This is a genomic window from Asanoa hainanensis (genome assembly GCF_900188485.1).
Taxonomy (GTDB): Bacteria; Actinomycetota; Actinomycetes; order Mycobacteriales; family Micromonosporaceae; genus Asanoa; species Asanoa hainanensis.
Map to the genome: position 1 here is coordinate 734329 of NZ_FZPH01000002.1, position 20203 is coordinate 754531.

Here is a 20203-nt window from a genome sequence, read left to right on the forward strand (position 1 = left end):
CGTGACAAAGACAACCACACACCTACGACATTTCCCGGACTGACGGCCACGAGCGGAGTACCTCGGCCACGTCGGGCGACGCTGCCGAGAGAGCGGCAGCATGGGCCGACGCCAACACGTCGTCGATCACGACCGGCAGGCCCGTGGACGCCGACTCGACCGCGCAGAGGACCATCGCCAGGCTCATCACGTTGAAACGCACAGCCGTTGCCGGGGGTCGGCCCGACCGCAAAGAAGAGACGAAGACCGACAACGACGCACTGATGGTGTCCAGCAAGGTGTTGGCGTCGGCCGGAGAGCGATCGCCGTCCCAGAAGGCCGTGCCTCCGGCGGCCACCGCGCGCCAGTTGCCGTTCCACGACGTGTCGCCGCCGTCGGCGCACCAGGACGCCAGGTACGAGTAGCGGGCGCCGGACGCGAAACGGAACAGGGCGTTGGCCGACGCGTCACCGGCGTACCAGCTCCAGGACGGGTTGTACGCGTCGCAGTACACCGAAACAGGGTCGTCGTCGAGCAGGTAGCGGGCCGTGTCGAAGGCGTGGATGGCCATGTCCAGCAACAGCGGATTGGCCATCGTCTCGCGGAAGCCGCCGAACCGCGCACCCCGGTAGAACTCCGTGGTCAACGAGCCGACCGGGCCCAGCGCGGAAAGCCGCGACTTGAACGACGGAAGACCCCGCTCGAAGCGCCGCGACTGGCTCACCACGAACAGCGAACCCGTCAACGACGACAACGCCGCCAACGTCAACGCCTCCGGCAGCGTCGCGGTCAGCGGCTTCTCGCCCAACACCGGCAGGCCCAACCGCAACGCCGAGGCCGTGACGGAGAAGTGGGCCGACGGCACCGTGGCGTTCACGACGAAGTCGGCACCGGAGGCGACCGACGCCAGCGTGGTGGAAGACGGAACAACGCCCTGAGCCGCGCGCTCCGCAGCCGCCAAATCGAGATCAACCACGGCGGCCAGCGTCACGTCCGGGCTGGCGGCGATCGCCGAAAGCCACTCGACACCCATAGCGCCGGCCCCCACCAACACAGCCCGAAGACCACTCACGACCCCACGAACCAATCAGGCGCCGCGTACGCGATCGGGGTCGACGAACGCGGACCGGCAGGCGCGGCCCAGACGGCGGCGTTGGCGATCACCCGGCGTACGTCCGGATGGTGGTAGACGGGATAGTCCTGGTCCCCGGGGCTGAAGTAGAACACCCGGCCCCGCCCGCGGCGCCAGGCGCACCCGCTGCGGAACACCTCACCGCCCGTGAACGAGCTGACGAAGACGAGCTCGTCGGGTGCGGGGATGTCGAAGAACTCGCCGTACATCTCCTGGCTCGGTATCGAGATCGGGCTCGGCACCCCCGCCGCGACCGGATGCGTGGGATCCACCGTCCAGACCAGCTCCCGGTCGTCGCCGTTGCGCCAGCGCAACGCGCAGCTCGTACCCATCAGCCGTTTGAAGATCTTCGACCAGTGACCGGAGTGCAGCACGACCAAGCCCATCCCGGCGAGCACGGCCTCCTGCACCCGGTCGACCAGGTCGTCGCTCACCTCGTCGTGGGCGATATGTCCCCACCAGGTCAGCACGTCGGTCGAGTCCAGCACCTCCGCCGGCAGGCCCTGCCCAGGATCGTCGAGCGCGACGCAGCGGACGGTGACCGCCGAACCGGCCTGCGAAGCGATGCCAGCGGCGATCGTCGCGTGCATGCCGTCGGGATAGAGCTCACGCACGTTCGCGTCGCGCTTCTCGTGGCGGCCTTCGCCCCACACCGTCACCCGGATCGGTTCATCACCCATCCCGGCATTCTCGGCGAGCGCGGCCCGGCCCGCCACCAACAGACGAAGCGCTAACGTGTGGCCGGCGTCCGATGGGCCATTCGCCGCTCGAGGTCGAACTTGATCGGCCCGCCGACCTTGACCACGTCCCGCCCCAGCAGTCCGTTGATGAGCGCGGCCGACCCCGCGTACCAGGCGATCAGCGCCGTGATGACGCCCAGATACCCGCCGACCCGCACCGCCGTGCTGTTGTCGACGAAGAAGCCGATGCAGAGCACGACCTCGGTGACGCCCAGGAAGAAGAACAGCGCGAACAGGGCCTCGTTGACCTGACTGGACCACAGCAGCAGATAGAAGTTGAACAGGGCGAACGCCAGCAGGATCCAGGCGAGGTCGTTGCGTTGTGCCGCCGCGTCCGCGCTTGGTGCGACCAGGGTGAAGTACAACGACAGTCCGAAGTAGAACGCGGCGTACATGGAGAACGCGACGGTCGCGAACAGGTTGCGGTTGCGGAAGGACCACATCCCGGCGAGCAGTTGTACGAGGCCGCCGGCCACGAACCCGAAGCTCAGCCAGGCGGTCGTGCCACTGGTCCAGCCGGCGTTGAACACCGAGAACAGGAAGGTCGACAGCGCGAAGGCGGCGAGCCCCAGCGGTACGGCGTCCGCGACCCCGCCGGTCCGGGTTTCGGTCTCTCCGGCGGAAAGTCGGGCAGATGGCATGCGCGGGTCAGCGTCGGTCATTGTGATCCCCTCGTCAGACGTGCGCAATTCCGACTATTCCACCGAGCAAGAGCCGCTGGCCAGGGTCCGCCGCTTTACGGGACGGGATGGGCGGATGTGGTGCCGGCCCGGGCGGAAATCAGCGCCGCCACGCCGTCGAGGATCCGAGCCAGGCCGAAGTCGAGCGCCTGGTTCAACTGACCGCCCGCCCGCGCCGCCGACACCGCCGCGCTCAGCGCCGGAAACCGCTCTTCGCGGCCGGCGACGAGGGCGGCGATGGCGTCGTCCAGTGCCCCCTCCGCGTCCAAGGGCATGCCCGCCGTCTGCTGCGCCAGGCTGCGCACGTGGCCGGCCAGGGTAGCCGCCACGTCCAGCATCTCCGCGCCGTGCAGGCCGGTGTCGGTCAGGGCGGCGACCGCCGCCTCCATCCAGCCGAGCTCGTTGGGCCCGATCACCCGGGCCCCGACCGCCGCCTCCAGCGCCCACGGGTGGGCGGCGAACGCCGCGAAGAGCGCGTGGGACCAGGCATCCAGCGCGGGCCGCCAGTCGTGGCCGGAAAGGGGCGGTGGCTGGCCGATCGCGAGGTCGAGCATCAGTGCGACCAGCTCGGCCTTGCCGGGCACGTAGCGGTAGAGCGCCATCTTGGTCACGCCGAGCTGGTCGGCGACCCGCTGCATGGTGACGGCCGCGAGGCCGTCGGAATCGGCGATCGCGATGCCCGCCCGGGCGATGTCGTCCAGCGTGAACGCCGGCCGTGGGCCCCGCCTGGGGCCGGGCGGAGGCCCCCACAACAGCTTGTCCATCAGTCGCCACCTTAAGGGCTTGCCGGGTCACCGTAACTGTGTCTATCGTAAACAGCATCCGAGGGACACAGTTACGAGAGGAACAAGAATGAGCGGCAAACTGAGCGGGTTCCGGGTCCTGGTCTCCGGCGCGGGCATCGCCGGCCCCGCGCTGGCCTGCCGGCTCGCCGACGCCGGCGCCGAGACCACCGTGGTCGAGGTGGCGCCCAGGTTGCGCACCAGCGGGTTCGCTGTCGACTTCCGGGGTCCGACGCACCTGCGGGTGCTGGAGCGGCTCGGCGTGCTCGACGACCTCAAGGCGGTGCAGACCCACGCCGGCGCGATGCGGACGGTCGACGCCGCCGGGAAGACGATCTTCGAGCTACCGGCCGAGTTCGCGGGCGGCGACGTCGAGGTCCGCCGGCGGGACCTGACCGCGGTGCTGCACCGGCGCAGCGCGGACCGCGCCCGCTACGTCTTCGGCGACTCGATCGCCGCCATCGACGAGCGCGGCCGGGCCGGCGTCGAGGTCCAGTTCAAGAGCGGCAGCAGCGGCGTGTACGACGCGGTGGTGGGCGCCGACGGCATCCACTCGACGGTCCGGCGGCTGGCGATGGGTCCCGAGGAGCGGTTCGTGAAGCACCTCGGCTACCACATCGCCGGTTGGGACCTGCCCAACGACGTGGGCGCGTTGACCGTCTCGCAGCAATACAACGTGCCCGGGCGGATGGCCAGCGTCGCCGCCGACGACCGCGACCCGAGCCGGGCCGGTGCGCTGACGGTCTGGGCGTCCAAGCCGCTCGGCATCGGCTGGCAGGACCTCGACGCGCAGAAGGCCGTGGTCCGTCAGGCTTTCGGCGGGCTCGGCTGGCACGTGCCCCGGTTGCTGGCCGGGCTCGCCGACGCGCCGGACCTCTACTTCGACGCGATCAGCCGGGTCTCCGTGCCGACGCTGCACAAAGGACGGATCGCGCTGCTCGGCGACGCCGCGTGGGGCGTGACCCTCGGCGGCATGGGTGTCGGCACGGGCGTGGTCGGCGCCTATGTGCTGGCCGGCGAGTTGGCCCGCACGAGCGGCGATGTCACGGCCGCGTTCGCGGCCTACGAGCAACGGATGCGGTCGTACGCGGGGCGCTGGCAGAAGGGCGCGAGCCCGGGTCATTTCCTGGCCCCGGCGACCCGCACCGGGCTGTGGCTGCGCGACACGATGTTCCGCCGGGCGGCCGTCCGGCGGCTGCTGGTCAGCAGCTCGACCGCCCTGGCCAGCGCGGCGGACCTGCCGGACTATCCGTAACCGGGATCACAGCGCGCGCGGAGGCGCGGAGCGCTAGCGTTCTGACAGTTGTCAGAAGCTCAGAACGGGGATAGTGAAATGAGCCTGCCATTCCAGGACGTGGCCGCCGACGATCCGCGCTACACCAGGCGAGGCGCGATGTTCGTGCCGGCCGGCGAGGGAATCCAGCGCTGGGTCTGGGGCGACATTTACTCGGTCAAGGCCACCAAGGACAACACCAACGGCCTGCTCGGCTTCGTCGAGGCGTCGGTGCCGCCCGGCGGCGGGCCGGTGGCACACGTGCACAACCGCGACAGCGAGGCGTTCTACGTGCTCGACGGGCAGCTCGAGTTCCTCGACGGCGACGAGACCCGCATCGCGCGCTCCGGTGACTTCGTCTTCGTGCCGCCGGGCATCCGCCACCGGTTCCTGAACACGGGCCTGCACACGGCCAAGATGCTGTTCCTGTTCAGCCCTGGCGGGCTGGAGCAGTCCTTCGTGGTCGGCGGCGACGAGCCCGTGCCCGGCCAGCCGGTGCCGGCCTGGGATCAGAAGCGGGGCGCGCGGATGGCCGCGGAGATCAGCCACCTCGAACTCGACACGGACATCCTGCCCTAACCCTGGAGAGTTCCCCCGATCGGGGCGCGTCTGCCGGCCGGCCAGCGTCGTTAGGCCCAAGGCTGGTTGGCAGACGACCCCGGGGGCTGTTTTGACGTCCGTAGTTCCAAAGCCGATCGTTACGCGTCCATGGCCGGTGCGGGACCAGCCGCACGGGAACGCCCTGTCGCGGCTGATCCGCACCACCGACGCGAAGCAGATCGGGATCCTGTACCTCACGACGAGCCTCGGGTTCTTCGTCGCCGGCGGCATCATGGCGCTGTTGATGCGCGCCGAGCTCGCCCGGCCCGGCATGCAGTTCCTGTCGCCTGAGCAGTACAACCAGCTGTTCACGATGCACGGCACGATCATGCTGCTGCTGTTCGCGACGCCGATCCTCTTCGCCTTCGCGAACTTCGTGGTCCCGTTGCAGATCGGCGCACCCGACGTCGCGTTCCCGCGGCTCAACGCTTTCGCGTACTGGCTCTACCTGTTCGGTGGCTCGCTCGTGCTGCTCGGGTTCCTCACCCCGAGCGGGGCGGCCGACTTCGGCTGGTTCGCGTACACGCCGCTGAGCGACGTCGAGAACTCGCCGGGCATCGGGCCGAACATGTGGGTGATCGGTCTGATCATCTCGGGTCTGGGCACGATCCTCGGCGCGGTCAACATGATCACCACGGTCGTCACGCTGCGGGCGCCGGGCATGACGATGTTCCGGATGCCGATCTTCACCTGGAACATCCTGATCACCAGCGTGCTGGTCATCATGGTCTTCCCGCTGCTGGCGGCAACCCTGTTCGCGTTGGGCGCCGACCGGATCCTCGACGCGAAGGTGTACGAGCCGTCCCACGGCGGCCCGCTGCTCTGGCAACACCTGTTCTGGTTCTTCGGCCATCCCGAGGTCTACATCGTCGCGCTGCCGTTCTTCGGCATCGTCACCGAGGTCATCCCGGTCTTCTCCCGCAAGCCGCTGTTCGGCTACAAGGGCCTGGTCGGTGCGACGATCGCGATCGCGGCGCTATCGATGAGCGTGTGGGCGCACCACATGTTCGCGACCGGCCAGGTGCTGCTGCCGTTCTTCAGCTTCCTCAGCTATCTCATCGCGGTGCCGACCGGCGTGAAGTTCTTCAACTGGATCGGCAGCATGTGGCGCGGCCAGATAACGTTCGAGACGCCGATGCTGTTCTCCATCGGCTTCCTGGTCACGTTCCTGCTCGGTGGCCTGACTGGCGTGCTGCTGGCCAGCCCACCCGTGGACTGGCACGTGTCCGACTCGTACTTCGTGGTCGCGCACTTCCACTACGTGCTCTTCGGCACGATCGTGTTCGCCGTCTACTCGGGCATCTACTTCTGGTTCCCGAAGATGTTCGGCCGCATGCTCGACGACCGGCTGGGCAAGATCCACTTCTGGCTGACCTTCGTCGGCTTCCACACCACGTTCCTGGTGCAGCACTGGTTGGGCGCGGAAGGCATGCCCCGGCGGTACGCGGACTACCGGCCGGACGACGGCTTCACCACGCTCAACGAGATCTCCACGATCGGCGCGTTCATCCTCGGCGCTTCGACGCTGCCGTTCATCTACAACTGCTGGAAGGCGTACAAGGCCGGTCCCGTGGTGTTGGCCGACGACCCGTGGGGGCACGGCAACTCACTGGAGTGGGCGACCTCCTCGCCACCGCCGCTGCGCAACTTCGACCGCATGCCGCGGATCCGTTCCGAGCGGCCGGCCTTCGACCAGAAGTTCCCGGAGCTCGCCGCCGGCCAGCAGTCGATCGCCGGCCCGCCGGAGGGTGGTGCCAAGCCGTTCAGCCGCGAGTCGGACGGCGGGGCCTCGTACCCGGAGGACAAGCCGCGCCGGTAAGGACACGGCGGAAAACCAGGCATCGAAAAATTTCGTTAGGTCTATTTACTGTTAGGTTTGTTTACCTTACTCTTGCGGCCAGAAGGGATCGGTATCGCTCTATGAAGTGAGGAGGACTTCATGCGTAGACGCATCATGCTTCCGGTGCTGACGGTCGCCGCCCTGCTGGTCTCGATGTTCCTGGCCGCACCCGCTCAGGCACACGGCTACATCTCCTCACCGCCGAGTCGGCAGGCGATGTGCGCGCAGGGCCGGGTCGCCAACTGCGGTGACATCGTGTACGAGCCGCAGAGCGTCGAAGCCCCCAAGGGCTCCATGCAGTGCAACGGAGGCGGCAGCCGCTTCTCCGTCCTCAACGACAACAGCCGGGCCTGGCCCGCGACCTCGGTCGGCCAGAGCGTGACGTTCAACTGGGTCATCACGGCCCGGCACGCCACCAGCACCTGGGAGTACTTCGTCGGCGGCAGCCGGATCGCCAGCTTCAACGACGGCGGCGCCCAGCCCGGCGCGACCAAGTCCCACAACGTCAGCCTCGGCGGCCGCACCGGCCGGCTCACCGTGCTGGCCCGGTGGAACGTCGCCGACACCAACAACGCCTTCTACGCCTGTGTCGACCTCCAGGTCGGCAGCGGCGGTGGTGGGACCAACCCGCCGCCGCCTCCGCCGCCGACCAACTGCGGCACCGCGTGGAGCGCGAGCGCGGTCTACAACGGCGGCGCGATCGTCTCCTACAACGGCCGGCGTTGGCAGGCCCAGTGGTGGACGCAGGGCGAGACGCCCGGCACCACCGGCGAGTGGGGCGTCTGGCGCGACCAGGGAGCCTGTTCCTGAGATTCGAGTGGCCCGCGCCGCCTTGGCGCGGGCCACTTGCTCTGCATCCATATCCGCATCACCTGTCGGGCTGGGTGATGCGTGTATGGAAGCAGAGCAAAGCCCACCGGCAAGGGAGGTCCGGGGTGACGGGACGACGCGCGTTTCTCGCGGCGGTGCTGCTGTTGGTGGCGGGCTGTGCCGGGCCCGCGCCCGCCGCGCCGGCCCCACCACCACCGTCCTACAACGACACCGACGTGATGTTCCTGCAGATGATGCTGGCCCACCACGAGCCGGCCGCGAAGCTGTTGACGCTGGGGGAGAAGCAGGCCACCCGGCCGGAGGTCAGGGCGGCCGCGACCGAGCTCTCGGCCGCGCAGGCGGCCGAGACGACCACCATCCGGGACCGGCTCGCGGGCTGGGACGAGCCGCTGGTCTCCACCGCACACGCCGGCCTGCACGAGGCACACGGCGGCCTGCCCCTGCTCGACGACGCCGAGCTGCTGCGGTTGGCCGGACTGACGGGGGCCGAGTTCGACAGCACCTTCCTCACGATGCTGATCGGTCACCAGCACGGGGCGGTGGAGCTGGCCCGCATGGAGACCACGTCGGGCATCGACCCGCCGACGCGCGAGCTCGCGGCCCGCACCGACGAGACCGTCCGCGCCCAGATCCAGAAACTGCTCCGGATGGTCGGTTAGGCCCTGTTTCGTGTCTGCGGCCGGGCTGCGGCGGGCCCAGGCGCCGCCTGGCCGCACGGCACCTTTGCCCGGATACAACACCGGTATCCGGGCAAAGCCGCCGCACACCCAGACGACCCCTGGACTCCGCCTCGCCTCGACCCCAGACACGAAACAGGGCCTAGAAAACGACCCGGGCGGCGGAGAGAGGGCTGTCCTTCGGGAGTTCGACGCCGTCGCGGCCGGAGAGGTGCAGCATCATCGACAGGGTGTCGGCGGTGACCGACTCGACCGGTGCTCCGCGGCCGAGCTCCCACACGCCACCGGCCGGGCCGGTCAGCTCCAGCCGCAGCGGCGGGCGCTGCCAGCCCTGGTCCAGCTCGCGGACCACCTGGCCGACGATCTCGTGGTCATGGTCGTCCACGTCGAACACCCCGCCGGTCGCCCGGGCCAGCTCCATGCGGTGCATCCAGGTGTCGCGCGGCAGGATCACGTCGGCCAGGTAGCCGAGGTTCGACTCCTGCAGGGGTGACTCCGGGAAGAACCGCAGGGTCGAGATCCGCCGGAACAGCCCTGGCATCAGCCGGATCCGCCGGAGCGCCACCGGGCCCAGCCGCTGCAGGCGGCCGAACAGCTCGGCCGGCGGCAGCCCACCCAGCTCGTCGATCTGCACCTGGTTGTGCCCGTCGAGGGCGATCTTGTCGGGATAGCGCTGCCGCGCGACACGCAGCCGGTGCAGCAGCACCGTCGGCTTGGCGAGCTCCTCGTACTGCCCGCAGACGTGGGCCACGACGTCCTTGACCGTCCAGTCCGGGCAGTCGGTGGGCCTGGCCCAGTCGGCGTCGTCGAGGGACGCCAGCGCGGCGCCGAAGGCGCGCAGCTCCGCCGCGGCCACCTCCGCCGCCCGGCGCCGGCTCAGCGCTTGCGGCCGGGAGTCGACAACCATCGCGATCACCTCTCTCTTGGAAAGCTAAGCGCGACACGCCAGGCATTCGTGCCGAATCCGGCCAACTTCCGTGATTCGCCTTTTATGCGAAGTTTCTCTGCATACAGTCACCCCTGGGAGTGTTGTGAAGGGAGAAACCAATGGGGAAACTGCGCACGAGGGTGGGCTTGGGCGCGGCGGTGGTCGGGTTCGCGCTGGCGCTGAGCTCGCCGGCGTTCGCGGACGGTGCTCGCTTTCAGATCACCAGTCCGCAGACCGGCTCGACCATCTCGAACACGCCGACGGTCCGGGGCGTCGGGCAGCCTGGCGCCCGGGTCGCGGTCGAGGCATTGAGCCAGCGGAACAACGACAACAACCACTGGAACAACGGCAACGGCAACGGCCAGCCTGGCAACAACGGCCCGGGCACCGGTCCGGCCAACAACGGTCCTGGCGGCCGTCCGAGCACCGGACCCAACAACAACGGTCCGGCCAACAACGGCCCAGGCAACGGCCCGGCCAACAACCAGCCGGGCAACAACGGCAACCAGTGGAACGGTGAGCGGCCGACCGAGAGTGACGCGGAAGCGGCCGGCACCTGCAACACCACGGTCGGCGACAACGGCTACTGGTCCTGCACGATCTCGCCGCGCTTGCGTCCGGGGACCTACCGGATCGTCGCACGGCAGAGCATCCCGGGCGGGGGCAACGAGGTCTCCGCCGTCGACAACCTGACGGTGCCCGGCGGCGCGCTGCCGGTCACGCCGGGTCCTGACCCGGTCCCGGTCGTCGCGGGCGGCCTGGTGCTGCTCGCCGGTGGCGCCGTCGTCGTCGCCGCGACCCGCACCCGCCGCCGTGGGAAGCACGCGGCCTAGGTGCCCACACCCGAAGTGGAGTCGCCCGCGACCGTGGGCGGCTCCACTTTCGGGGTAAGGACGAGATCGTGGAAGACCAGCATGTACGCCCGCCCGGGCTCGACGACGACACGGTGGCCGCCCTCGGCAAGCTCAGCGAGGCACTGGAGACCGTCGAGCGGGTACGCGGCCACCTCTACTCGATGCACCAGCTCACCGGGCACGCGGACCTGATGCTCGACCAGGCGGTCGACCTGCTGCGCCGGGCCGGCCACGACGCGCTCGCCGACGAGGTGCGCGACGAGCTCATCGGCCGCAACGTCATCGAGGGCCAGTGGACCTACCAGATCGTCGAGGACTACGACGCCGGCTACTACGCGGCCTTCCGGGACGTGGAGGCCAAAGCCCGCGATCAACTAGCCGGCGGCCGCCGCCACCTCTACGAGGCGGAGATGAAGGAGCGCCGCCGCACCAAAGGTCGCCGCGGCCACGAGGCTTAGTGACGAGTCCCGCTCAGGACGGCGGAAGGGCGGAGGACCGAGTCAAGCCAGCCGAAGGCACGTGCGTGGAAGAGCGTTCGGGCGCCCGCCTCGCAGTGGTCGCCCGCGCCCTCGGCCACCGTGAAGGTGATCAGCTCCTTGCGGGTGGTCAGCGCGTCGTAGAGCTCGGGTGCCTGGGCGCCCAGCGGGTCGGACTCCGCGTGGCAGACCAGCGTCGGGCAGGTGATCCGCCCGGCCCGGCCCTTCATCGTGTAGTCCCGGAGCATGTCCAGATAGGTCATCGAGTCGGCCGCGCCGTGCACGAGCTGGCCCCGGCGCAGCGACCAGCCGGCGGTCGGCCGGCGGTCCAGGCCGCGCAGGGCCCGGCGCAGCAGCGCCGCCGACGACGAGCGCCCCTCGGCGAAGCCGCGCGCGATAGGCGCCGGCATCCGCTGCAGCACCGCGTCGAACAGGTCGTACTGGCCGCCGTCGGCGATGCAGGCGGCCAACCGGTGCTCGCCCGAGGCCGCCCGGGGTGCGAGGTAGCCGCCGAGGCTGAGCCCGACCAGCGCGATCCGGTTGACGTCGACGTCCGCCAGGCCGAGCACGTAGTCGACCACCGGGGTCACCACGTTCTCGTAGTCCGGCCGCATGACCATCCCGCGCTGGAGCAGGGCCGTGCCCTGGCCGGGGCCGTCGAAGGTCAACACGTCGTAGCCCCGGGCCAGCGCCGCCGCGCCGTTGAAGAAGTAGCCCTCCTCGGCCGTGCTGTCGTAGCCGCCCAGGCAGATCAGCATCGGCCGGTCCCGCGGGTCGCCGGCCCGGAAGAGATAACCGGGCAGCGAGCCGTCCGGGAACGGGATCTCCACCTGCTTCGGCGGGAGCGGCAGCAGGGCGGCGCCGCGGCGGAACGCGTCGGTCTGCCGCAGGTTGGCCTCGACCACCCGCCGATCCAGGGGCGCGCCGAGCAGCATCGTGCCGGCGTTGCGGAAGTAGTTCGACGCCCGCCAGTACGCCAGCCGGGCGCTCTCCACGTGCCCGGCGGCCTCCTCGGCCTCGGCCAGCGCCTGGAGGCGGTTGGCAGTCAGCGTCCACTCGCCGTACCAGCTGTCCAGGTCCGTGCCCTGCACCCGGGCCAGCGTCGCCAGGCATTCGCCGATGTCGGCGCCCCCGTACGGGGCATGGCCCATGGTCCGCAACGTCTGTGCGCCGAACAGCTCGTCCTTGGCGCCGATTCTGGTCATCGGAACCTCCACCTGGGCTGGCCTCTGGCCAGCGTCGCACGACCCGGACTGGCAGGCTGGACAAAGCCGAAAGCGGGGAGAAACGGATCATGACGCGAGCCGGGAGTACGCGGAGCCGATCGTCCGCGAGCTGGTGGTGCCGGTGGGGCCGACCGAGGCGTTCGACCTGTTCACCGGCCGGATCGGCGACTGGTGGCCGAAGTCGTTCACCGCCAGCGGCGCCGCCCTCGCCGCCGAAGGTGGCTGGACCCAGGTCCTCGAGTCCTACCGGGCGAAGGCGCTTTAGACCCGCCGCGCCACCAAGACAGCGGCGGCGCCGAGCAGCGTCGACAGTGTCAGGGTTCCGGCGAAGGACCACCAGGCGCCGAGGCCGGCCAGCGACTGGAACAGCAGGCCGGCCAGCGCGAGGGCGAGGCTGCCGCCGACCACGTCCGCGATGCTCTTGGCGGCCGTGTTGAAGCCCTGGGTGCCCGGCTCCGAGGCGGCCAGCACCAGCGTGCTGACCCGGGGATACATCAGGCCCATGCCTGAGCCGGCCAGCAGCCACCCGAGGCCGACGAACAGCCAGTGCGGGCTGACCAGCGCGGTCACCAGCTCGGCGGCGGCGCCGGTCGCGAGGAACAGCGCGCCGAGCCGGAGCACCGCCGAGTCGGTCCACCTGTCACCGATCCGGCCCTGCACGTGCGAGCCGGCCGCCCAGGCGATCGCCCCGACGGTCAGCGTGAAGCCCGACAGCCAGCCGGGCAGCCCGTACCGGTCGTGCAGGAGCAGCGGCAGGTAGACCTCGGTGCTGAAGAAGGTGCCACCGGCGGCGGCGCTGAGCAGCACCGCGCCGGGCAGGCCCGGGCGGGCGCGCAGCGTGCCGGGCGGCAGCAGCGTGCGGACGGACGCCAGCAACAGCGCGACGGCGACCGCCACGACGAGCCAGCCCCGGGCGTCCGGCAGCTCACTGGACAGCCCGGCCGTCACCGCGGCGACGGCCACCACCGCGGCGGCGGCGATCCGCTTGCCGGCACCGGCCGAGACCGTGCCGGACGGGACGACCGTGGACCGGAGCACCGGCACGATCACCAGCGTCGCGGCGGCGACCAGCACCAGCACGCCGAGGAACACCCAGTGCCAGCTCCACGCGTCGGCCACGAGGCCGGCGACGAAGGGGCCGACCATCGACGGCACCACCCAGGCGGCGGCGAACAGCCCGAAGATGCGCGGGTGCAGCACAGCCGGGTAGACGGCGGCGATCAGCACGTACAGCGCGACCGTGATGCCGCCGGCGCCGAGGCCTTGGAGGAACCGGCCGGCGACGAAGACGCCCATGGTGCCGGCCGTGCCCGCCACCGCCAGGCCGGCCGCGAACACGACGATCGCCACCAGCAGGGCCCGCCGTGGGCCGCGCCGGTCGGCCCACGCACCGGCGGCCACGCTGCCGACCACGTTGGCCGCCGTCGTGGCCACGAACGCCACCGAGTAGAGCGACCGGCCGTCGAGCTCGGCCGTGATGGTGGGCATCACGGTGGTGACCGCCAGGGCCTCGAACGCGGCCAGGAACACCAGGCTGGTCGAGCCGGCGGTGGCCAGCGCGTAGCGGCGGTCGAAGAGTCGGGTCTCGGGCTCGATGGCGGTGACGGTCACCGCACGATGATCTGACCTCAAGCGGGGTTGAGGTCAACCGAGTTTCAGCCCTCCGCGGTGTGCTCCCGGGGCACGACCTCGTCGGCGCGCACCGGCCCGGGCGGGGTGCCGTCGCCGAACGGGCGCCCGCCGAGCGCCTCCCGGCCGTGCGGCGTGAGCCAGCCCGACAGGTCCGGACCTGCGGGCACGATCCCGGTCGGGTTGATGTCGCGGTGCACCTCGTAGTAGTGCCGCTTGATGTGGTCGAAGTCGACGGTGTCGCCGAAGCCCGGCGTCGCGAACAGGTCCCGCGCGTACGCCCAGAGCACCGGCATCTCGGTCAGCTTCTGGCGGTTGCACTTGAAGTGCCCGTGGTAGACCGCGTCGAACCGGACCAGGGTGGTGAACAGCCGCACGTCGGCTTCGGTGATCGTGTCGCCGACCAGGTAGCGCCGGTCGGCCAGGCGGTCCGAGAGCCAGTCGAGCCGATCGAAGAGCCGGGTGTACGCCTTCTCGTACGCCTCCTGCGACCCGGCGAAGCCGGCCCGGTAGACGCCGTTGTTGACGTCCTTGAAGACTACCTCGTTGACCTCGTCGATCTCCGGCCGGAGCGCCTCCGGGTAGAGCTCCGGCGCGCCCGGGCGCTGGTGGTCGCGCCACTCCAGCGACATGTCGATGGTGATCTGCGGGTAGTCGTTCGTGACCACCTCGCCCGTGGTGACGTCGACGATCGCCGGCACCGTGATGCCCCGCTCGTAGTCGGGGAACCGCTTGAAGAAGGCCTGCTGGAGCCGCTCGTAGCCGAGCACCGGGTCGATCCCGCCGGGAGCGAGGTCGAAGGTCCAGCTCCGCTTGTCGTGCGTGGGCCCGGCGATGGCCATCGAGATCGCGTCCTCCAGACCGAGCAGCCGACGGACGATCACCGCGCGGCTGGCCCACGGGCAGGCCCGGCTCACGACCAGGCGGTAGCGGCCCGCTTCGACGGGGTAGCCGTCGCGCCCGTCCCGGGTGATCCGGGAGGCGATGTAGCGCTGGTCACGGGTGAACTCACCGGCGGGGTTGACGTAGACCCCCTGCTCGGTCGTGATGTCGGGCATGCGTCCCATAGTGCCTCGCGATCACGCCGACCGCCCGTCCAGATCTTCCCGCCGGGTTGCGCCGCGGGGTAGCTTGGCCAAGCATCGATGCTGGTCGAGTTTCCCGTCCCGAGCGCCAGGAGGCATTCATCCATGTGCGTCAACGACCAAGAAGCACACCAGAGCGCCCCTCCGATGACGGAGGAGCAACGGACCACCCTGACCCGGCGCGGCGCGCTGCGGGCCGCGACCGTCGCGGCGGCAGCGGGGGCCGTCGGGGCCGTGGGTCTCGGCGCCGCCCCGGCGAGCGCGGGCGGTCGCGGTGGCAGCCACGGCCGGGTTCCCCGCGACAACATCAGCGTGCAGCTCTACACCCTGCGTGACCAGCTCTCCGCCGACCTGCCGGGCACGCTGCGCGCCCTGGCCGACATCGGCTACACGCGGGTGGAGCACGCCGGCTTCGTCGGCCGCACCGCTGCCCAGTTCAAGGCCGCGCTCGACGCGGTCGGGCTGCGGGCGACCTCCGGGCACGTCGGCATACCTCAGCCGTTCGACGCCGCGGCCTGGCAGGCGGCGTTGGCCGACGCCCGGCTGCTGCGCCAGCGCTACATCGTGCACCCGTTCTTCGGCGTGGGCGCAAACGGCGTCATCCGCGACTCGGCGACGTACCGGGCGTTCGCCCGCGACCTCAACAAGGCCGGCGCGCTGGCCAAGAAGGCCGGGCTGCGCTTCGGCTACCACAACCACCACTTCGAGTTCTTCCGCCTCGACGGTGGCACCACCACCGGTTGGGACATCCTCACCAACGAGACCGATCCCGATCTGGTGCATCTCGAGGTCGACCTGTTCTGGGTCACCCGGGGCGCGCACGACCCGGTCGACGTGATCCGCGAGAACCGCGGTCGCATCAAGCAGTTCCACGTCAAGGACATGAACGACGGCGGCTCGTTCGCGGACGTCGGCGACGGTCTGATCGACTTCGCGCGCATCTTCCAGCACGGCCGCGAGGCGGGCATCGACGAGTTCATCGTCGAGCGCGACGACGCCGGCACGGCACCGCGCACCCCGGCACAGTCCATCGACACGGCCCGCGTGGGCTACAACTACCTCGCCAACCTGAGGTTCTAGCAGGGCGCGGCCGCGGCTATCCGACGGGAGTCGGCGAGCCGCGGCCGAACTCCTCCCGCAGGGCGCGCATCGCGTGCTCGACGACCTCGATCAGGGTCTCCTTGACCGCCTCGCGCCGGCGGGCATCGGTCATCAGCAGCGGCACGCTGGGCGGGATGGCGAGCGCCTCGCGCACCTCGTCGACCTCGTACGTCCGCGCGCCGTCGAAGCAGTTCAGCGCCACCAGGTACGGCAGGTTGTGCTTCTCGAAGTAGTCGAGCGGCGCGAACGCGTCGGTGATCCGCCGGGTGTCGACCAGCACCACCGCACCGACCGCGCCGCGGACGAGCTCGTCCCACATGAACCAGAACCGGGTCTGCCCGGGCGTGCCGAACAGGTAGAGGATCAGGTCGTCGGCCATCGTGATCCGGCCGAAGTCCATCGCCACCGTGGTGGTCTCCTTCTCCGGCACCTTCGAGCGGTCGTCGATGCCCGAGCCGGCCGTGGTCAGCAACGCCTCGGTGGTCAACGGGGTGATCTCGGAGACCGCACCGACCATCGTCGTCTTGCCGACGCCGAAGCCACCGGCGATCACGATCTTCGCCGAGATGATGCCCCGCTCGCGGTCAGAGCTTGCGTAGTCCACTTAGCACCCTCTCCAACATCTCCATCCGTTCCTCAAAGCGCTGGGCGGGTGCGGCGCTGTGCAGCGTCAGCAGCCGCTCGCCGACCATGTCGGCCACGATCACCCGGGCCACACCGAGCGGCAGGCGGGTGTACGCGGCGATCTCGGCCAGCGACTGCGGAGTGGACTGGCAGATCTGCGCGATCCGGTACTTGTCGTGGCCGGCGAACCGGGCCTCGGTGACCGCCTGCACGCTGGCCGTGAGCACGGCCTCGAGGGCGATGTGCCGCGACGGTTCGGTGCGGCCGCGGGTAACCGCGTACGGGCGCACCAGCGCGCCCCTGGGATCGCCGTGCGGCGGGTCCATGCGCGGTTACCTCCTCACGGTTGTGCGGGGGCGGCACGTTCTCGTCCACCGTGCTACGACCGGCGGCCGATCACGGCTTCGCGGCGGTCCGGCGACAGGGCCTTGCCGACGCGTTCGACCAGCAGGGCCATCTCGTAGCCGACCTGGCCGACGTCGCTGTTGCGGCCGGCCAGCACGGCCATCGACGAGCCGTCGCTGATCGACATGAGGAACAGGTATCCGCTGTGCATCTCGATGACCGTCTGGAGCACGTTGCCGCCGTCGAACATCCGCGCCGCACCACTGGTCAGGCTGACCACGCCGGCGGTGATCGCCGAGAGCTGGTCGGCCCGGTCCGGGGGTAGGTCCCGCGACGAGGCGAGCAGGAGACCGTCGGCGGAGACGGCGACCACGTGGGCGATGCCGGCGACGCTGTCGGCGAAGTTGCTCAGCAACCAGGCCATGTCCTGCATGGTCGGTGCCCTGTTCATCGGCTCTCCTTGCTCGCGTCGGGTTGGTCGAGCTCGGCGCCGGCCGTGCGGCCCCGCTGGACACCACGGTGGTAGGCGGACAGCAGGCCGCGGACCTCTTCCGGCGCGCGCTTGACGCCCTCCTTCGGACGGGTCTCGACGCCACCGGGCACGAGCTGCGCCTGGGGCACCCGCTTGGGCAGGCCGGACCGGGTGGTGCCGTCCGTCGCCGGTCGGGCGGCCCGGGTGGCCCGTTCCCAGCCGTCGTCGGCCGCGGTCCGCCACAGGTCGTCGTCGGCCGCCGGCGGCGCGGTCGGCCGGGCGGAGCTCGCGGGCGGCTGCGGCGGGACGGCGGGCGGCGTGGGCGCGGGAGCGGCCGGTGGGGGCGGGACGGGTGCCGTCGGGCGGGCGGCCGCTGGCGCGTAGTTGTCCGGCAGGTGCAGGATCTGCGTGGAGCTGTGGCCGTGTGACTGGAACCAGACGGCTTCCATCTCCCGGAAGATCGGCATTTCGGTGGTCGCCTCCCGGCTGGGCTCGGCGAGCAGCGCGGCCTCGCCGCCCGCGACAGGTGGGACGGGCGGTGCGGATGCGGTGCCGAACGCGGGCCGCTGTGGCAGCGAGACGTCCCACTGGGCCGGTGCGGCCGGTGGCTCGGCCAGGGTCGTCGCCGACGCGCGGTTGGCCCAAGCGCTGCCGCCGGGCGCGTGGCCGTTGCTGGCGGCCAGCGAGCCCACCTCCGCCGACGCCGGCACCCGCTTGCGGGGCAGCAGGGTCGGTGGGTGGCCGGCGTGCTGCGGCACGACCACGATCTCGGCCGGCAGCGTGACCAGGGCGACCGTGCCCTGGTCCAGCGTGCGGCGCAGCTCGACCTGGATCCGGTAGCGGGCCGCCAGGCGGGCGACGACCGCGAGGCCCATCAGCCGGAACGCCGACACGTCGACCGGTGACGGCGCCTGCAGCCGCTGGTTGAGCACCTCGATCTGGTCGTCGTCGAGGCCGAGGCCGCGGTCTTCGACCTGGACCACCACGTAGTCGCGGATGCGCCGGGCGTCGGCCACCACCACGGTGTTCGGCGGCGAGAAGCGCGTGGCGTTGTCGAGCAGCTCCGAGAGGATCCGGACGACGTCGTTGACGGCCTTGGCGGACACGGAGATGTCCGGGTCGACCGTGCCGAACTCGATGCGGTTGTAGAACTCCACTTCGGACTGTGCGGCGCGCAGAGCGTCGATGAGCAACGCGTCCTCGCGGCGTGGTGGCGCGGTATCGGCGCCGGCCAGCACCAACAGGTTCTCGTCGTTGCGCCGCATCCGGGTGGCCAGGTGGTCGAGCACGAACAGCTTGGCCAACCGCTTCGGGTCTTCCTCGCCGCGCTCGATCGAGTCGAGCTCGCCGATGATCCGGTCGACCAGGGTCTGGCTGCGGCGGGCCAGGGTGAGGAACATCGCGGAGACGCTGGTGCGCAGCGCGGCCTGCTCGGCCGCGATCCGGACCGCCTCGCGGTGCACCACGTTGAACGCGGCGGCGACCTCGCCCACCTCGTCGCGGTTGGTCAGGCGGATCGGGTCGCGTACCTCGTTGACGATCTCCTCGACGCCGCCCTCGCCGAGCTTCTCCAGCTCGCGCAGCCGGCCGACGGCCTCGGGCAGGCCGTGGTTGGCGACGGTGAGCGCGCCGTCCCGCAGCCGGAACAACGAGCGGTTGAGGGACCGGGCGATGACGATCGCGAGCAGCAGCGCGACCAGCAGCACCGTGAGCACCAGCGTGCCCTCGATGGTGGCCTGCCGCACCGCGGCGGCGCGCGCGTCGTCGGCCTGGCCGAGCAGGTCGCGCTCGAGGTTGGTCTCGGCGTAGCGCATCAGGTCGTTGACCGCGCCGATGGCCGGGCTGCCGACCGAGGCCGGGAAGGGCGCCACCTCGCCGACCGAGCGGGTCAGCTGGGCGGAGACCTGGTCGGCGAGCAGCGAGGCGTCGCCGGTGACGGTCCGGTCGACCGCACCGCGCTGGGCGGCCGAGGCCGAACCCGCGAACGCGGCGAACGCCTCCTGCTGGCTGGTCAGCGTCGCGACGAAGGCCGAGAACTGTTCCTGGCTCAGCCCGCCCGAGGACAGCGCGCCGAAGACCACCGCCTCCTCCTCAGCGGTGGCGGCCTTGGCCCGGGCGAACGCGGCCATCGCGCGGAGGCTGTCCGCGAGGTCGCCCTCGCCGGACACCTGCCCGACCGCGTCGCCGTACGCCACCAGGTCGCCGAGCACGACGCCGTAGCGCAGGGTCGCCTCCGCGACCGACATCTGCCCGCGGGCCAGCGTCTCCTCGCGGATGCCGGCGAGCCCTTCCAGGTGGTCGTCGATGGCCGCCAGCCGGTCGCGCACCGAGCCCGGCAGGTCCGGCAGGTTGGCCCGGCGGGCCTGGTAGGTGGTCACGAGCGCGTCGGTGCTGCGCACCCGCAGGTTGTACGCGTCCGCCTTGGCCTCCGGCGCGGCCAGGAACGCGGCGGCGGCCATCCGCTCCTTGTGCAGGTTCTGCGTCAACGCCGAGACGTCGATCGAGAGCTCTGACAGGGAGCGGATGAGCGTCGCGTCGGAGGCCTGTCGGGAGACGTCGACCAGCCGGACCGCGGCGAGCGCGATCACGGCGACCAACGGCACCAGCAACAGGAGGCCGAGCTTCGAGCGGATGCGCGCGTCGGCGAGGCGCGGCAGCCCGCGCCGGTCCAGCCCAGGGGTCCTGGGGCTGCGCGTAGACAGCGTCATCCGTCCGGTGGTCACGCCATCGCCTCCGTGGTGGGTTACGTGGCGGGTCCGCCACCGGTCGTCACGGCGCCCCCGCGGCTCACGCGGCACGGCGGCGATTTCATCAGTTTCTGAGGGTGTACGGAAGGGGGATGGGGGTAGCAAACGGTCGTCGCGTGCACAACAGACAGTCGGCGCCTCAACCTGTCCTTTCGGACAACGCGCTGAGCTGCTTGGTCGCG

21 protein-coding genes are annotated in these 20203 nt (G+C 70.8%); 9 read left to right on the forward strand and 12 right to left on the reverse strand.

The window, feature by feature from the left end:
* Positions 1-22 precede the first annotated feature (22 nt).
* The 4 genes from CHC05_RS07300 to CHC05_RS07315 form a co-directional block, all read right to left on the reverse strand.
* Positions 23-1051 carry a Gfo/Idh/MocA family protein gene (locus tag CHC05_RS07300; RefSeq protein WP_342745615.1) on the reverse strand — a complete coding sequence of 343 codons (1029 nt, stop codon included), beginning with the start codon at positions 1049-1051 and terminating at the stop codon, positions 23-25.
* A complete protein-coding gene (locus CHC05_RS07305; RefSeq protein WP_089246198.1) occupies positions 1048-1791 on the reverse strand; it encodes a ThuA domain-containing protein in 744 nt (247 codons plus the stop codon). Before CHC05_RS07305 ends, CHC05_RS07300 begins: the two co-directional genes overlap by 4 nt.
* Before the next feature lie 50 nt (positions 1792-1841).
* Positions 1842-2513 (reverse strand): acetate uptake transporter, encoded by a 672-nt coding sequence (locus tag CHC05_RS07310; RefSeq protein ID WP_089245943.1) that lies wholly within the window; start codon positions 2511-2513, stop codon positions 1842-1844.
* 74 nt (positions 2514-2587) lie between these two features.
* Complete coding sequence (locus CHC05_RS07315; protein WP_089245945.1) at positions 2588-3295, reverse strand: TetR/AcrR family transcriptional regulator; 708 nt, start codon at positions 3293-3295, stop codon at positions 2588-2590.
* An 88-nt stretch (positions 3296-3383) separates the two neighbouring features.
* Between CHC05_RS07315 and CHC05_RS07320 the strand changes: the two genes are divergently transcribed.
* The 5 genes from CHC05_RS07320 to CHC05_RS07340 all read left to right on the forward strand — a co-directional run bounded on the left by CHC05_RS07320 (position 3384) and on the right by CHC05_RS07340 (position 8516).
* Complete coding sequence (locus CHC05_RS07320) at positions 3384-4568, forward strand: FAD-dependent monooxygenase (RefSeq protein ID WP_089245947.1); 1185 nt, start codon at positions 3384-3386, stop codon at positions 4566-4568.
* 78 nt (positions 4569-4646) lie between these two features.
* Entirely contained in the window at positions 4647-5165 is a 519-nt protein-coding gene (locus tag CHC05_RS07325) for a cupin domain-containing protein (RefSeq protein WP_089245949.1), read from the forward strand.
* A gap of 91 nt (positions 5166-5256) precedes the next feature.
* Positions 5257-7005: an aa3-type cytochrome oxidase subunit I gene (gene ctaD, locus CHC05_RS07330; protein ID WP_089245951.1), complete on the forward strand. Its 1749-nt coding sequence runs from the start codon at positions 5257-5259 to the stop codon at positions 7003-7005.
* Positions 7006-7125: 120 nt separating this feature from the next.
* Positions 7126-7836, forward strand: a complete 711-nt coding sequence (locus CHC05_RS07335) for a lytic polysaccharide monooxygenase (protein ID WP_089245953.1) — start codon at positions 7126-7128, stop codon at positions 7834-7836.
* Positions 7837-7961: 125 nt separating this feature from the next.
* Positions 7962-8516 (forward strand): DUF305 domain-containing protein, encoded by a 555-nt coding sequence (locus CHC05_RS07340; protein WP_179266084.1) that lies wholly within the window; start codon positions 7962-7964, stop codon positions 8514-8516.
* 160 nt (positions 8517-8676) lie between these two features.
* Here the strand turns inward: CHC05_RS07340 and CHC05_RS07345 are convergent, their stop codons facing one another.
* Positions 8677-9441, reverse strand: a complete 765-nt coding sequence (locus CHC05_RS07345) for a maleylpyruvate isomerase family mycothiol-dependent enzyme (RefSeq protein ID WP_144022511.1) — start codon at positions 9439-9441, stop codon at positions 8677-8679.
* Between the two features lie 140 nt (positions 9442-9581).
* Between CHC05_RS07345 and CHC05_RS07350 the strand changes: the two genes are divergently transcribed.
* Positions 9582-10295, forward strand: a complete 714-nt coding sequence (locus tag CHC05_RS07350; RefSeq protein ID WP_144022512.1) for a hypothetical protein — start codon at positions 9582-9584, stop codon at positions 10293-10295.
* Positions 10296-10363: 68 nt separating this feature from the next.
* Positions 10364-10774 carry a hypothetical protein gene (locus tag CHC05_RS07355; protein WP_089245961.1) on the forward strand — a complete coding sequence of 137 codons (411 nt, stop codon included), beginning with the start codon at positions 10364-10366 and terminating at the stop codon, positions 10772-10774.
* Here the strand turns inward: CHC05_RS07355 and CHC05_RS07360 are convergent.
* On the reverse strand, positions 10771-11997 hold the full coding sequence (locus CHC05_RS07360) for an alpha/beta hydrolase family protein (RefSeq protein ID WP_144022513.1): 1227 nt from the start codon (positions 11995-11997) through the stop codon (positions 10771-10773). The genes CHC05_RS07355 and CHC05_RS07360 overlap by 4 nt on opposite strands.
* A 142-nt stretch (positions 11998-12139) precedes the next feature.
* On the opposite strand from CHC05_RS07360, the gene CHC05_RS41325 reads away from it, so the two are divergent.
* Positions 12140-12283 (forward strand): hypothetical protein, encoded by a 144-nt coding sequence (locus CHC05_RS41325; RefSeq protein WP_179266085.1) that lies wholly within the window; start codon positions 12140-12142, stop codon positions 12281-12283.
* On the opposite strand, the gene CHC05_RS07365 is transcribed toward CHC05_RS41325, so the two are convergent.
* Both CHC05_RS07365 and CHC05_RS07370 read right to left on the reverse strand, forming a co-directional pair.
* Positions 12280-13629 (reverse strand): MFS transporter, encoded by a 1350-nt coding sequence (locus CHC05_RS07365; RefSeq protein WP_218824470.1) that lies wholly within the window; start codon positions 13627-13629, stop codon positions 12280-12282. The two genes, CHC05_RS41325 and CHC05_RS07365, sit on opposite strands and share 4 nt — an antisense overlap.
* 44 nt (positions 13630-13673) lie before the next feature.
* The gene (locus CHC05_RS07370) at positions 13674-14705 is read right to left on the reverse strand and encodes a glutathione S-transferase family protein (protein WP_245870690.1); all 1032 of its coding nucleotides are present in this window, start codon (positions 14703-14705) and stop codon (positions 13674-13676) included.
* A gap of 174 nt (positions 14706-14879) precedes the next feature.
* Here CHC05_RS07370 and CHC05_RS07375 point away from each other — a divergent pair, with 174 nt between their 5' ends.
* Entirely contained in the window at positions 14880-15812 is a 933-nt protein-coding gene (locus CHC05_RS07375; protein ID WP_218824471.1) for a sugar phosphate isomerase/epimerase family protein, read from the forward strand.
* A gap of 16 nt (positions 15813-15828) precedes the next feature.
* On the opposite strand, the gene CHC05_RS07380 is transcribed toward CHC05_RS07375, so the two are convergent.
* Genes CHC05_RS07380 through CHC05_RS07395 form a run of 4 tightly spaced genes read right to left on the reverse strand, consistent with a single transcriptional unit; the run spans position 15829 to position 19997 of the window.
* Positions 15829-16437 (reverse strand): GTP-binding protein, encoded by a 609-nt coding sequence (locus CHC05_RS07380; RefSeq protein WP_089245969.1) that lies wholly within the window; start codon positions 16435-16437, stop codon positions 15829-15831.
* Positions 16418-16783 carry a DUF742 domain-containing protein gene (locus tag CHC05_RS07385; protein WP_089245971.1) on the reverse strand — a complete coding sequence of 122 codons (366 nt, stop codon included), beginning with the start codon at positions 16781-16783 and terminating at the stop codon, positions 16418-16420. Before CHC05_RS07385 ends, CHC05_RS07380 begins: the two co-directional genes overlap by 20 nt.
* A 53-nt stretch (positions 16784-16836) precedes the next feature.
* Positions 16837-17253: a roadblock/LC7 domain-containing protein gene (locus tag CHC05_RS07390; protein WP_089245973.1), complete on the reverse strand. Its 417-nt coding sequence runs from the start codon at positions 17251-17253 to the stop codon at positions 16837-16839.
* Complete coding sequence (locus tag CHC05_RS07395) at positions 17250-19997, reverse strand: sensor histidine kinase (RefSeq protein WP_425426711.1); 2748 nt, start codon at positions 19995-19997, stop codon at positions 17250-17252. Before CHC05_RS07395 ends, CHC05_RS07390 begins: the two co-directional genes overlap by 4 nt.
* Positions 19998-20203 lie beyond the last annotated feature (206 nt).